Raw genomic sequence first — 12,812 nt, forward strand, 5'->3', positions numbered from 1 at the left:
CTTATTGCCCTCCCTGCTGTGCAGGCGTTGGCTCACCCAGCCCGGAAAGGCGTTCGGTGTGATGTACGGTAGCGATATAGTCATCATCGCCATGTCCGGTGGCGATCAGCGCGGTATAGGCTTCACGCATTTGCGCTGCCAGTGGCGTCGACACCCCTGAGCCATGGGCACAGTTCAGGATCAGGTCAAGATCCTTGGCCATCTGGGCGGCGGAAAACGTCGAGGTGAAATCGCGCTGTGAAAGCGGCGGCACCTTGTACTTCACCATGGGTGAGCCCACTGCGCTGTCAGAAATCAGCTCCAACATGGCGTCCCATTCAATGTTGCCTTTACGTGCCAGGGTCAGGGCTTCGCTCAGCATGCCGGCACTCACCGCAATCATCAGATTGATGGCCAGCTTGGCGACCCGAGCCTGCTCTTCATCGCCTAGCCAATACTGCGCCTTGGTAAAAGCGTCAAACACGGGTTTCGCCGCTTCCAATGCATCGCGTGGGCCAGACACCATCGCCGACAGCGTGCCAGCCTCTGCTGCCACCGGGTTGCCTGACACCGGGCTGCGCAGATAGGCAATGCCTTGGGCTTTGGCTGCTTCAGCTACCCGTGCTGAGGCTTCCACACTCACCGTGCTGGTTTCGATCAGGATGCTGCCAGACGTCATGTGACGAATAAGCTCACCCGGTTCAAGACACAGGCTGAGCAGTGCCCGGTCATCGGGAATCGAGACAAATACCAGGCCACACTCCGCCACGGCGCTGGCAAGCGACTGATGCGGGGTAATGCCTATGTCTTCGGCGAGCGCCAGACGCTGTGCTGAAAGATCAAAGCCTTGAACGGCAGTCCCGGCCTGAATAATCCGGTTGGCCATTGGCAAGCCCAACTTGCCCAGGCCAACCCAGGCGACCTTGGAGGATGAATGGGACATTAGTGTGCCTCCTGTGTGGATTGCACTTCACGCGCCAGCAGTTCGGCGTGAATGCGATGGCCTGACGCGGCAAGCTCGGCAATGCCCTGTTGAGTGTTCATCAACAGGCGACCGCCACGTTTCTTGAACTGCCCGGCCACCATGACGCTGTCGACGTTGGCTAAGCTTGTCTGCATGACAACGCTGGAAATCGGGTCGTTGACCGGCTGCATATTGAGTTGATTGCTGTCCAGCAGTACCAGATCCGCCTGCTTGCCTGGGGTCAGGCTGCCAATGCGGTCATCAAGCCCCAGGGCTTTCGCGCCATCCAGCGTGATCCAGCCCAGCGCTTCCCGGGTGGTAATGGTCGAGGTATCGGGGATCTTGCCTTGCTCCCGGCGAGAGGCATCGTTATCCAGGGAACGCTGCATGCCCAGGGCCGCACGGGCCACGCTGAACATATCGCCAGAAAGCACCGATTCAAGATCCACTCCCAGTGAAACTACGCCGCCGTGCTGGCGTACCAGGCCAGTGACCGGAAAGCCGTGGCCCTGGGTCATCTCGTTTTCCGGGGCCACTGAAAAGGTCACGCCGCTGGCACAGAACCGGGACATCTGACCATCATCCAGGCTCTGGCCATGGACAATATTGATATCCGGGCCTAGCAGGCCACGGGCTTCTACTTCGTCCCAGGCGCCGGGGGCCACGGCTTCGCCACCGCCCTGGTGCATGGACGCGACCAGACCGAATTCTTTGGCCAGGGCAAAGTCCTGCAGGGTGACCTCCAGGGTGGAGTAATGCGGCCCCAGAATCGCCATCCCTAGAGTGACCAGGCCAGCAGGGGCAGACAGCTCCCCTGCCAGCAAGCGCTCAATTTCATGGCGCGGATGGGGAATTTCACTAAAGTGCGGCTGACCGGGTTTGGGGTCCGGCTTGGGCGAGCCGTGCATGAACAGGGCGCGAATCCCCGATTCTTTCAGCCCACGCACGGCGGCATCGGTATGTTCGGGCGTCGGGTTATTGTGGCACCAGTCCCCCAGCGTCGTTGTACCGCAATTAAGCTGGTTGATCGCACCCATGCGGGTGGCAATATAAATATCATCCGGTGTGAACAGCGCTGCCAGGCCACGGTGTACGTGGCGGAAATACTCCAGCAGCGTCCAGTTGGCCGCCACGCCGCGCAGGCCGGTCTGCCAGGTATGCATATGCGCATTCACCAGCCCGGGAATCAGGATGCCGCCGCCACAGTCAATCACCTCGGCATCCGCACCTGCCGACAGATCATGGCCCACGGCCGCAATCCGCTCATCCTCAACCAGCACCTGGCCCTTGCTTAACTCACCCAGCGCTGGGTCCATGGTGATTACGGTGGCGTTAATAAACAGGGTTTTCATAGCGCCTCCCCGCGTTCAGATTGTGGCCGCAAGCCTGCCTGGGCATTGCCCAGCAGGCGCGCAATCCCGTCAACGGTGATCTCTCTCGGGTTCCAGTAAGGGTTGCGGGTGGCCATCGCCGTGGCTTTGTCCACATCATTGATGCCGAAGCCTAGTTCCGATAGTGCGCTGGGAGCGCCAACCGCACGCCCCAGGTCATACAGACCAGTGGCCGCATCGTCGCACCCCAAGGCGCGTTGGATACGCATCATCGCCTGCGGCGCGGCCGGGGCGTTGTAGGCCACCGCATACGGCAACACGATGGTGTGCGTTTCTGCATGGGGAAGATTGAAAGAGCCGCCCAGGGTATGGCACAGCTTGTGGTGCAGCGACATGCCCACCGAGCCCAGGCAAGCGCCACACAGCCAAGCGCCGTAAAGTGCATCGGCACGTGCGTCGACGTTGGACAGATCATTGGCGATAACCGGCAGGCTTCGCGCCAGAGCAGCAATGCCTTCTTCGGCCATCAGTGCAATCACTGGGTTGCCATCGCGGGCATAAAGCGCTTCCACCGCATGGGCGATGGCGTTAATACCACTGGTGCCCGACATGCCAGCTGGCAGCGTCAGGGTCAGGTCAACGTCGTAAATCACCGTTTCCGGCAGCACGTCCAGAGTGCGCTGGGTAGTTTTCTCACCGTCACGGGTTTCACCCAGGATCGGCGTCATTTCCGACCCGGCATAGGTGGTAGGAATAGCGATCTGGGCTAACCCCGTGCGCAGCGCAATCGCCTTGCCCAGGCCAATGGTAGAGCCACCGCCAATCGCGATGGTGCAGTCCACGTCCAGTTCCTTGACGACCCGCATGGCATCATCCGTGATATCCACCGGGGTGTGCATCGCAGCCTGGGCATAGACACCGACGCCCTTGTTGCCCAACTGCTGCAAGACATCCTCGGCCTGTTGCTGCTGCTGGGGCGTGGCCAGTACCAAGGCACGTGAACAGCCGAGATGAGCAAGCTCTTCACTTAGACGTGACAGGGTTCCTCGGCCAAACACCACTCGGGATGGTAAGCCATTATAAACAAAGGGTTGCATGGAACATTCCTTATACGTTTGAAGTGGTCTGTATGTGCTCTTTGCAGTGCACATCAGTCGCAACACAGCGAGCTAGCTCGCCTGTGCCTGCTTGCCCATGCCGGTAATCGCCTGAACCAGTTCGTCCTCACTGACGTTATCGCCATCAAATTCAGCGGTCACACGGCCGTCGTACATAGCGATAATGCGGTTACTCAACCCCAGCACTTCCGGCATCTCGGAAGAGATCACCAGCACCGCATAGCCGGACTTGGCCAAGTCTTTCACCAGGGTGTGAATTTCCGACTTGGAACCTACATCAATGCCTCGGGTGGGCTCATCAAGAATCAATAGCTTCGGATGGGTATGCAGCCATTTGCCGATAACAATCTTCTGCTGGTTACCACCGCTGAGGTTGCCCACCTTCTGTCGCCAGCTAGGCGTCTTGATCTTCATTGCCTGATGATATTTGTCATAGACTTCACGCTCTTTCGAACTCGTCATAAAGCCCAGTGACGACACGCTAGAAAGACTTGCCAGGGTCATGTTGTCTCGGCAGTTCATGCCCAGAATCAGCCCTTGGTCTTTGCGGTCTTCAGGGACTAACGCAACGCCACTGGCAACCGCATCGTGGGCGCTGCGAAAGTTGACAACGTCACCATCCAATACCACTTCCCCAGCGGAAGGCGTGCGCAATCCAAAGATGGTTTCTGCTACTTCAGAGCGCCCTGCCCCTACTAGGCCATACATGCCAACAATCTCGCCCTTGCGCACGTTAAAGCTGACGTTCTCGAACACCCGCTTCACCGAGAGGTTGCGCACTTCCAGCAGGTTGTCGCCGAACTCCGTTGGCTTGCTGGCATGATCAAGCTCCAGACTGCGGCCGATCATCATCCGGGTGATCTCGTCTTCGTTGGTATCTACGGTATTGACGGTGCCGGTGTATTCGCCGTCTCGCAGCACCGAAATGCGGTGAGAAAGGTGAAAGATCTCGTCCATACGGTGGGAGATATACACAATCCCCACGCCCTGCTCACACAGCGAATTGATCACATCGTAAAGCACCGGCTTTTCGTGGTCGGTGAGCGACGCTGTCGGTTCATCAAACACCACGACTCGGGGGGTGAAGGCCAGTGCCCGACCAATTTCCACCATCTGTTTCTTGGCAATCGACAGCGAACCCACCAGGTCATCGTGCTGAAAACCGCACTTGAGCGTCTCAAGAATCTTATTGGTATCCTCGCGCAGCTTCCGCCAGTCAACGCGGTTGAACGGTTTTCTTGGCAAGCTACCCAGAAAAATGTTTTCGGCGACCGTCATCTCCGGTACCAGCGACTGCTCCTGGTGGATCAGCACTACGCCTGCACGCTTGGCATGTTTGGGGTTTTCAAAGGCCATCTCTTGGCCGCCCAGAATAATCTTGCCCTCATTGGCTTGATGCTTACCGGCCAGCACCTTCATCAGGGTTGATTTACCCGCGCCATTCTCCCCAAGCAAGGCGTGTACCTCGCCGGGACGGACATCGAAATCGACATTGTTGAGTGCCACAACACCAGGGAATCGCTTGGTAATACCTTTGAGTTCAAGTATCGGCGCGGCGTCAACCGGCTGGCGTGATTGGGTTGGGGAGGGATTCATATCCGCACCTCCTTGGTCGAGGGCGCATTGAGTTTCTTATCAATAATAAGTACTGAAATGAGGATCGCACCGAGGATCACCAGCACGTAGAAGGCTGGCACCTGCATCAGGTTCATGCCATTACGCAGAATGCCGATTGCCAACACGCCGCCCAGGGTGCCTACAATGCTGCCGTAGCCACCGGTCAGTTTGGTGCCACCCAGCACAACCGCGGTAATCACCCAAAGCTCATAGTCACGCCCCAAATTCGGCGTCGCCGCTCCCATCTGACTGGCTAGCAATACACCTGCCAGGGCAGCAAAGAAGCCCACAATAATAAAGTTGATCATCATATGGCGGCCCAGGCGGATGCCCGCATCGATGGAGGCTTCAGGGTTGCCGCCAACGGCAAAGGTATTACGGCCATGGCCGGTACGGGTTAGCACCAGATGCATGATCAACGCGCAAACTAGAAAGATGATGGCCAACACCGGTACCGGCCCAATCGTGCTGGTACCAAAGTCTGCAAACGCAAAGTTCATAGCAAAGAAGGACTGCTCACCGGTGTACAGGAAAATCAGGCCGCGTACGCCTAGCATGGCGCCGAGCGTAACGATGAAAGCGTTAACACCGGTTTTCCACACCACAAACCCATTCAGGGCACCCAGCAAGATTCCTGAACCCAAGGCCGCTAGAATTGCCAGCGTCATGCTAACTTCCTGCAAACCCACCGCTAGGGAAGCGGCTAGCCCTAGTATCGCTCCCACTGACAAATCGATGTTGCCGTTGATCATCACGAAGGTCATGCCTAGGGCGATCAGGCCAATCGTTGAGGTCTGCACCAGAATATTGGTGATGTTGCCAAACGATAGGAAGTACTCCGACATGAAGCTGAAGAAAATAAAGAGCGCGATAACAAACACCCAGATAGGCTGGATACTCGTCCTGCCACGGAAGAATCCTTTAATTGATGTCATGTTGCATTCCTCCGCGTTATGAGTGGGTCGTGAACAAGCTCTTACGCTTGTTAGCGAGATCCAGCCATACGGCCAGAATGATAATGACCCAGGTCACAATCCACTGGATGTAATAGGGGTAGCCCATCAACAGCAGGCCATTCTGGATAAAGCCCAGGATCAGCACGCCAATCACGGTTTTCCAAATACTGCCCGCACCGCCCAGCAGGCTGGTGCCGCCCAGAATGATCCCCGCCAATACCAGCAGCTCGTAGCCCTGGCCTACGTTGTTTTGCGAGCCCATTACCCGTGAGCCAAGTACTAGAGCGGCACAGGCCACACAGAAAGCTGAAATCAGATAGGTGCTAAACACGCACCAGTTCTTGCGAATACCAGAGTAAACGGCGGCCATCGGGTTACCGCCCACCGCAAAAATGCGTCGGCCGTATCCGGTATAGGACATCACCACCTGCATCACGATAGCCAGCAGGCCAAACATAAGAATAGGGACCGCAATACCACCGACAAAGCCGCGTCCAAAGAACGCAAACCAGGTGCCTTCCTGATCGGCGATATCGACGTTTTGACCGCCGCTGTAGATCAGCACAAAGCCTTGAATGGCCGATAGCATCGCCAAGGTCACAATCAGTGAATTGAGACGCAGAAAGCCAATCAAAAACCCGTTCACAGCACCAATCATCAGGGTCAGCGCGAACATCAACAAAATGGCATTAGTGGGGCCTATTTTGTCGTGTAAATCGACTACTAGAACGGTAGAAAACGACAGCATCGAGCCTACGGAAAGATCCAGGTTGCCACCGATAATCACCACGCTGACACCGACTGCGATGATGCCAATGATGGATGCCTGACGCACCACGGTCATGATGTTGGACTGGGAGAGAAACTGCTCAGAGAAGAACGAAAAAACGAACATACTGAGCAGGAAAAAAATAAGTATTCCCTGAGCCGATAGAAAACTCAGCACACCAGCCTTGCTAAGTTTTCCCGGCAGCAGCCTAGGTTTTGATTGCTCTGCGGAAGCCATGCTATTCACCTGTATAAAATCACCTCGGAAAGCACCGGTTAGCACGGGGGCTATCCCGCCACGCTAACCGTACCCCCCGACGCAGGAAACCTGCCTTTAGGGTCACGCCGTGCCGGTGTTAGTAGGCGATACACACCTATAACACCAGGCAGCAGTACGCTCTGCCTTTAGAAAACCGGACGGTCAAACGCTTCGAGGTTTTCAGCGGTGATTTTTGGTGTTTCGAAGAAGTTCATTTTCGGCACTTCTTCTCCAGCCAGTACATCTAGGGCTGTTTGCAAAGCTGCTTCCGCATCATCAACAGGAGACTGATAAATAGAACCGTAATACTCGCCACGCTCAATAGCGTCGTAGCCAACCGCAAAGTTGGTGGCGCCAATGAAGATAATGTCATCTGCACGATCGGCGCCTTTAGCAGCATTTAAAGCGCCAACGCCCATATTGTCATCGCCGGAATAAACACCATCAATACGATCATACTTGGTCAAGAAATCTTCCATCACCCGCTGGGCGCGCTCGCGGTTCCAGTTGCCTGGCTGGGTCTCCATTAACTCAACACCTGGACACGCTTCAGCGAGGCGCTCTTCAAAACCGGCCGCACGCTCCATGGCCGTGGTATAACCGGGTTGGCCGGCAATCTGTACGATTTGTCCTTCTCCACCCAAGGCATCACACATCATCTCAGCAGAGGAAATACCTTGCTGGACATTGTCTGGGCCAGAGAAGGCAGCGATGAACTCAAGTCCCGCTTCAGCAATTTTAGAGTTGGTGACGACCACCGGAATACCTGCGTTATGCGCTTGGCGAATGGCAGGGATAACAGCCTGTCCATTGGTTGGCCAAATAATAATGGCGTCGACACGCTGCTGAATAAGATCCTGCATCTGGCCAATCTGACGCGCGACATCGCCGCCAGCATCCAGCACAACAATATCTACATTGCCAGCGCTCTCTGCAGCAGCTTCAAAGGCACTCTCATAGGTAGTTTGGTAACTATCAACACCGACGTTGTTTTGGGTAATACCAATGCGATAGGTGCTTTCAGCTTGCGCCGTCGTGATCGACATCATAATGACAGATGCGGCAATAGCGGTTTTCTTGAACATTGCGTTTCTCCTGACGTTTTTTTAGTAATTGTTTTTAGCCTGCAGGCCATACAAGCCTGGGTTTGGAGCTTACTGCCGAGCTTTGTTTCGGCACAACGCGACCGCCATATAGAAATGGCCAAAATGGTTATTTTTTGTTGCTTACACGCAAAGAGAGAAACATAAACTAAAAAACAAAGCCGCGCAGAAAGACAAAAAAACCGAGAATAGCGAGGGATGAGGGACGAGGAGAGCAAGGAATGAGGAGACAGCTAAAGAAAAGGCGGTGACTGAATGGCCGCATAGCGGCCACTATAAAAGAGGCCGCTATGCTAATGAACTAACGCAGACAGTTATTCAAGCTACGCTAACGCTTAACGATTTCTGGCTGACAGATCAACAAATGCGTTATGCCCATCAGCACCGCTTTGCTGTTGAGACGTCGATTCAGGATAGGCGATCTGATTATCTTCACCAGAACCCCGCTCTGCTAACGCAACACCAGAGACCAGTGCAAGAGCGATGGCAGCGACGATGTTAAGTACTTTCATGATTCATTCTCTCTCGTTTTACTTAAGCAACAAATAAATGGAACATCTAAAAAGATGTGCTCACGAATAAACCGGGGGGTTCATCGATGCTTAATTAGTTACCGCGGTACGTTGAGTAGCCGTAAGGGCTAAGCAGCAGTGGAATGTGGTAATGCTGGTCAGCATCTTCTACTTCGAAAGGCACTGGTACATTGGGGAAGAACGTAGCGGTGTCGTGTGCTTCAAACCATTCACCGGTTTCAAACGTCACACGGTAAGTACCTGGCAAGAATGCCTCATCAGTGGGATAAAGGGCTGACACACGACCTGCATCGTCGGTAGTTGCTGTTGCCAGTGACTCCCAGCCCCCATCGGTATGTCGTTCAAGCTCAACATCAACGCCGGGGGATGGCTGGCCGTTCTGGATATTGAGGACATGAACGCTTAGCGGGTTATCAGCCGCCAGTGCAGTGGCAGCAACGCTGCTAAGAACCATACCGGCAAACAGGGCAGACAATAGTTTCATAAAAAAACATCCTTTTAGGGTGATAGGTAAAGAGCGATCTTTATGGGATTTACTGGGGTATTACGCTGTCGATAGCCGTCAGGGCACAGCCTTCGTCAATGGCAGAACCACCTGCTCCGGCAACGCCAAGGGCACCAATCAGCTCACCCTCGACTCTGAGCGGCACACCGCCACCCAATAGCAGCAATTCATCCAACGTGTTTAGGTTGGCCGACTCAGGGTCTTGGCGAGAATGCTCAGATAACGCGCGGCTGGTACTGCCGGTCGACAAAGACGTAAATGCTTTGCGTTGGGCGGCCACCGTGTTGTGGGGGCCGATGTTGTCATCGCGTTGCAAAGCCACCAGATTGCCACCACGGTCTACCGCAGCGACCACGGCAGTACGGCCATCGGCATGGCACGCTTCCAAGGTGGCATTCACTAAGCGATTAGCCAGATCTAGCGACAGCGTCTGCTGCTGTAGCGGCCCGGTATCGGCAAGCACGCTACCGGCCAACAAGACAGCACCAAGCAGGGGCAGGCGAGCACGTCGTGATGTCATGAAAGTCTCCTTATCAAGTGATGGCATCATCCTGACAGCTCGACCTCGTCAAACACCTGACGGCAGCATTACAGATTTGTAATGTGAAAAAGCGCCCGATCCGGCTACTCTGTGTCGATTTCGCGGGGACACGGCATGCGTATCCTGGTAGTAGAAGACGAACAAAAAACCGCTGATTACCTGAGCAGAGGGCTAGGTGAATCAGGTTATGCCGTTGAGATAGCACGCGATGGATACGATGCGCAGCATTACATTGAAGAGGACGAATTCGACCTGATCATTCTTGATGTCATGCTGCCCGGCCTTGATGGCTGGCAGTTGCTACCACTGATCCGCCGCCGCAGCCAAGTACCAGTGCTATTTTTGACCGCCCGCGATGCCGTGGAGTATCGCGTTAAAGGGCTGGAATTAGGTGCAGACGACTACTTGGTCAAGCCCTTCTCATTTGTCGAACTGCTAGCCCGCGTGCGCACACTGTTACGCCGCAGCCCGCCTCGCGAAAGAGAGCACTTTCGCGTCGCCGATTTAGAGATGGATGTTTTGCGCCGCCGCGTTACCCGTCAAGGCGAACGACTTGCACTCACCAACAAAGAATTTGCGCTTTTAGAGCTGTTTCTCGACCGAGAAGGTGAAGTGCTATCACGCACCTATATTGCTTCTCGGGTGTGGCAAATGAATTTTGACAGCGATACCAACGTCGTCGAAGTGGCTATCCGGCGACTTCGCGCTAAACTCGATGACCCCTTTCCCACTAAACTCATCCACACCGAGCGCGGCATGGGTTATGTGCTTGAGGAGCGTTCTTAATGCCAACGCTGAACTCGTTAGCAACGCGCTTATCGCTACTTTTTGCCCTGGTCAGCGTGCTACTGCTGGGCAGTATCGGCACTTATCTCTACCATTCGCTGACTCGTGAGATTGCCTGGCGTGATGACCAAATGCTGCATGGCCGCCTAGAGCGCATGGAAGCGCTGCTCTACGATGGTGAAAGTATTGCGATGCTTCACCAACGCCCTCAACTCTATGCCAACATGCTGGGCAATCACGACAGCTTACTGTGGGTAATTGATAACGAGGGACAGGTATTGATTGAGGTTAACCCAAGCAATCTGCCTGTGCCGGATCTACCGATGACGACGACCGTCCGCTTTAATGATACGTCCGGGTCAATACCAGCAAGACTGGCATGGCACACCCTTGAACAAAATGGCCAGCCATTAACACTGGTCGCAGGTAAGTTACTTAATGAGCGTAATCAGATGCTCGCTGCCTACCAGTTCAAGCTATGGATTGCATTAATCGTCGGCGCCTTACTGGCATTTTTACTTGGCTGGGGCGTCAGCCGACAGGGGCTTCAACCGCTGCGACGCTTAGCTGAACAGGCGGCACGCATTGACATTCGCCAACTGAATCATCGCCTAAGTGTGGCTGGCGAAACCGAGGAAATCAGCCGTCTCAGCCAAGGCCTGAATCGAATGCTCGATCGATTAGAAGAAGGGTTTTCGCAGCTCTCACGCCACTCTGCAGATATGGCACACGAACTGCGAACCCCCTTAACCAACTTGCTAGGACAGACACAACATACCCTGCGCCGGGACAGAAGTGATGCGGAGTATCGTCAGGTGCTGGAATCGAATATCGAAGAGTATGAGCGCTTATCAAGAATGATCGATAGCCTGCTGTTCCTAGCACGTACCGAAAGCCCTTCACATACCCTACCCTGTGAGCATGTCGACCTCGGTGAGTTAGTCACTCAGCTATGTGATTACTTCGAGGGCATGGCAGAGGACGATGATCGCACACTAGTGAACCACAGCCACGGTAGCGTGGTTGCCAACCGTGACCTACTGCGCACAGCCTTAGCCAATCTAATCGCTAATGCCCTGCGCTATGGGCGTTCAGGAACCCCTATCAGCATCTCTACCACCAGCGTTGAAGGCCAAATCGAGTTACGCATTCATAATCATGGCCCCGCTATACCACCGGAAGATTTGCCAAGAGTGTTTGAGCGGTTCTATCGCTGCGACCCAGCGCGAAGCGGCGTGGCAGGTTCAGGCGGCTTAGGGCTAGCCATTGTTCGCTCTATTGCACAGTGGCATCAAGGCGACGTCCAGGTTGAAAGTAATAACCAAGAAGGTACTACCTTTACGTTAACGCTCAAGAGTAACGACGAAGCATAAGAGTAACGACGATTAAGTAACATCATCCACCTAGCCAAGCGTTAATTTCTCGAACGACGCGGTCTGGATGGGTCATGTGAATGCAATGCCCTTCGCTTGCCATTATCCGCAGCGTGCTATCAGGTAAATGGGCATGTAGGTAATGACCAACCTCTGGATTTGCCAAGGAGTCTATCTCACTTTGCAGCACTAAAGAGGGGTGTGCCGTTTGAGACAGTAAATGGCGATAGTCTGAGAAAAAAGTGGCGCGCGCAAACGATTTAGCCACCACCGGGTCGGTAGAGCAGAAACTACTGGAAAGCTCTCCAATTAATTGCTGAGAGCTCTCGGCCCCCATAATGAGAGGCGCCAGATAATTGGCCCAGCCCATATAATTTCGATCCATCAGTTCAATAAGCTCTTCAAGATCTGCTCGCTCAAAGCCGCCATAGTAATCTGGCGGCATATTTAGAAAACACGGTGAAGGGCAGATCATAATCTGACTGGAGAATCGTTCTGGCTGAGCAATGGTCGCTAATAGGCCAATGTTGCAACTAACTGAATGACCAACAAAATGCACCTCAGTCAGATCTAGAGCTTCACAGATGTCGGTCACATCGTGTGCATAGCCTTCCAGGGCACAGTAGCGCGATTCGCTGAAGGCCGAAATTTGCGATTGGCCTGATCCCACATAATCAAAAAGCACTAGCGTATAGTGCTCTTGTAATTGTGGAATGAGGTGCTGCCACACATTTTGATCACAGCCAAAACCATGGGCTAACATTAGTGTTTTACTGCCAGACCCAATAATTTTTACATTATTTCTTTCAATGACTCTTTCTTTCGTCAACACGTAAATGCCTCTACTTTCTTCTAACAAATCTACTGTTTTTTAAAAACCTTCCAAAAATCTTCAAAAAACCTTCCAAGAACCTTTAACATCTTTTAGCAACATCGCTTAATAAAATTATCGCTAATTTTAGATTAAAATACTTCACTA

General features: G+C 54.0%; 13 protein-coding genes. 2 read left to right on the forward strand and 11 right to left on the reverse strand.

The features are described 5' to 3' along the window. Position 1: 1 nt before the first annotated feature. From CR46_RS0105670 to CR46_RS0105715, 10 genes are all read right to left on the reverse strand, one after another. The gene (locus CR46_RS0105670; protein ID WP_030070791.1) at positions 2 to 922 is read right to left on the reverse strand and encodes an NAD(P)-dependent oxidoreductase; all 921 of its coding nucleotides are present in this window, start codon (positions 920 to 922) and stop codon (positions 2 to 4) included. Further along, a complete protein-coding gene (locus tag CR46_RS0105675; protein WP_030070793.1) occupies positions 922 to 2,295 on the reverse strand; it encodes an amidohydrolase family protein in 1,374 nt (457 codons plus the stop codon). Before CR46_RS0105675 ends, CR46_RS0105670 begins: the two co-directional genes overlap by 1 nt. Further along, positions 2,292 to 3,371: a maleylacetate reductase gene (locus CR46_RS0105680; RefSeq protein WP_030070795.1), complete on the reverse strand. Its 1,080-nt coding sequence runs from the start codon at positions 3,369 to 3,371 to the stop codon at positions 2,292 to 2,294. Before CR46_RS0105680 ends, CR46_RS0105675 begins: the two co-directional genes overlap by 4 nt. A 72-nt stretch (positions 3,372 to 3,443) precedes the next feature. Beyond that, on the reverse strand, positions 3,444 to 4,988 hold the full coding sequence (locus tag CR46_RS0105685; RefSeq protein ID WP_030070798.1) for a sugar ABC transporter ATP-binding protein: 1,545 nt from the start codon (positions 4,986 to 4,988) through the stop codon (positions 3,444 to 3,446). Then, complete coding sequence (locus tag CR46_RS0105690; protein WP_030070799.1) at positions 4,985 to 5,944, reverse strand: ABC transporter permease; 960 nt, start codon at positions 5,942 to 5,944, stop codon at positions 4,985 to 4,987. Before CR46_RS0105690 ends, CR46_RS0105685 begins: the two co-directional genes overlap by 4 nt. Before the next feature lie 16 nt (positions 5,945 to 5,960). After that, the gene (locus CR46_RS0105695; protein WP_030070801.1) at positions 5,961 to 6,971 is read right to left on the reverse strand and encodes an ABC transporter permease; all 1,011 of its coding nucleotides are present in this window, start codon (positions 6,969 to 6,971) and stop codon (positions 5,961 to 5,963) included. Positions 6,972 to 7,138: 167 nt separating this feature from the next. Then, complete coding sequence (locus CR46_RS0105700; RefSeq protein WP_030070803.1) at positions 7,139 to 8,077, reverse strand: sugar ABC transporter substrate-binding protein; 939 nt, start codon at positions 8,075 to 8,077, stop codon at positions 7,139 to 7,141. A 353-nt stretch (positions 8,078 to 8,430) separates the two neighbouring features. After that, the gene (locus CR46_RS18410) at positions 8,431 to 8,607 is read right to left on the reverse strand and encodes a hypothetical protein (protein ID WP_198023698.1); all 177 of its coding nucleotides are present in this window, start codon (positions 8,605 to 8,607) and stop codon (positions 8,431 to 8,433) included. A gap of 94 nt (positions 8,608 to 8,701) precedes the next feature. Then, positions 8,702 to 9,112: a hydroxyisourate hydrolase gene (uraH, locus tag CR46_RS0105710; protein ID WP_030070805.1), complete on the reverse strand. Its 411-nt coding sequence runs from the start codon at positions 9,110 to 9,112 to the stop codon at positions 8,702 to 8,704. A gap of 49 nt (positions 9,113 to 9,161) precedes the next feature. Next, on the reverse strand, positions 9,162 to 9,653 hold the full coding sequence (locus CR46_RS0105715) for a GlcG/HbpS family heme-binding protein (RefSeq protein WP_030070807.1): 492 nt from the start codon (positions 9,651 to 9,653) through the stop codon (positions 9,162 to 9,164). A gap of 135 nt (positions 9,654 to 9,788) precedes the next feature. On the opposite strand from CR46_RS0105715, the gene CR46_RS0105720 reads away from it, so the two are divergent. Further along, positions 9,789 to 10,460, forward strand: coding sequence for a heavy metal response regulator transcription factor (locus tag CR46_RS0105720; RefSeq protein ID WP_030070809.1), 672 nt, complete (start codon positions 9,789 to 9,791; stop codon positions 10,458 to 10,460). Next, positions 10,460 to 11,833 carry a heavy metal sensor histidine kinase gene (locus tag CR46_RS0105725; protein ID WP_030070811.1) on the forward strand — a complete coding sequence of 458 codons (1,374 nt, stop codon included), beginning with the start codon at positions 10,460 to 10,462 and terminating at the stop codon, positions 11,831 to 11,833. The genes CR46_RS0105720 and CR46_RS0105725 overlap by 1 nt, the downstream gene beginning before the upstream one ends. A gap of 22 nt (positions 11,834 to 11,855) precedes the next feature. On the opposite strand, the gene CR46_RS0105730 is transcribed toward CR46_RS0105725, so the two are convergent. Then, positions 11,856 to 12,665, reverse strand: coding sequence for an alpha/beta fold hydrolase (locus CR46_RS0105730; protein WP_030070813.1), 810 nt, complete (start codon positions 12,663 to 12,665; stop codon positions 11,856 to 11,858). Positions 12,666 to 12,812 lie beyond the last annotated feature (147 nt).

The sequence above is a fragment of the Vreelandella neptunia genome (assembly GCF_000712975.1).
In the GTDB taxonomy this organism is placed as follows: Bacteria; Pseudomonadota; Gammaproteobacteria; order Pseudomonadales; family Halomonadaceae; genus Vreelandella; species Vreelandella qaidamensis.

What these genes read in the sequence shown, in the direction of transcription:
- CR46_RS0105715 (WP_030070807.1), bottom strand. Translation starts at nt 9,653, where the DNA reads ATGACATCACGACGTGCTCGCCTGCCCCTGCTTGGTGCTGTCTTGTTG.
- CR46_RS0105675 (WP_030070793.1), bottom strand. Translation starts at nt 2,295, where the DNA reads ATGAAAACCCTGTTTATTAACGCCACCGTAATCACCATGGACCCAGCG.
- CR46_RS0105680 (WP_030070795.1), bottom strand. Translation starts at nt 3,371, where the DNA reads ATGCAACCCTTTGTTTATAATGGCTTACCATCCCGAGTGGTGTTTGGC.
- CR46_RS0105670 (WP_030070791.1), bottom strand. Translation starts at nt 922, where the DNA reads ATGTCCCATTCATCCTCCAAGGTCGCCTGGGTTGGCCTGGGCAAGTTG.
- CR46_RS0105725 (WP_030070811.1), top strand. Translation starts at nt 10,460, where the DNA reads ATGCCAACGCTGAACTCGTTAGCAACGCGCTTATCGCTACTTTTTGCC.
- CR46_RS0105685 (WP_030070798.1), bottom strand. Translation starts at nt 4,988, where the DNA reads ATGAATCCCTCCCCAACCCAATCACGCCAGCCGGTTGACGCCGCGCCG.
- CR46_RS0105720 (WP_030070809.1), top strand. Translation starts at nt 9,789, where the DNA reads ATGCGTATCCTGGTAGTAGAAGACGAACAAAAAACCGCTGATTACCTG.
- CR46_RS0105690 (WP_030070799.1), bottom strand. Translation starts at nt 5,944, where the DNA reads ATGACATCAATTAAAGGATTCTTCCGTGGCAGGACGAGTATCCAGCCT.
- CR46_RS18410 (WP_198023698.1), bottom strand. Translation starts at nt 8,607, where the DNA reads ATGAAAGTACTTAACATCGTCGCTGCCATCGCTCTTGCACTGGTCTCT.
- CR46_RS0105695 (WP_030070801.1), bottom strand. Translation starts at nt 6,971, where the DNA reads ATGGCTTCCGCAGAGCAATCAAAACCTAGGCTGCTGCCGGGAAAACTT.
- uraH (WP_030070805.1), bottom strand. Translation starts at nt 9,112, where the DNA reads ATGAAACTATTGTCTGCCCTGTTTGCCGGTATGGTTCTTAGCAGCGTT.
- CR46_RS0105700 (WP_030070803.1), bottom strand. Translation starts at nt 8,077, where the DNA reads ATGTTCAAGAAAACCGCTATTGCCGCATCTGTCATTATGATGTCGATC.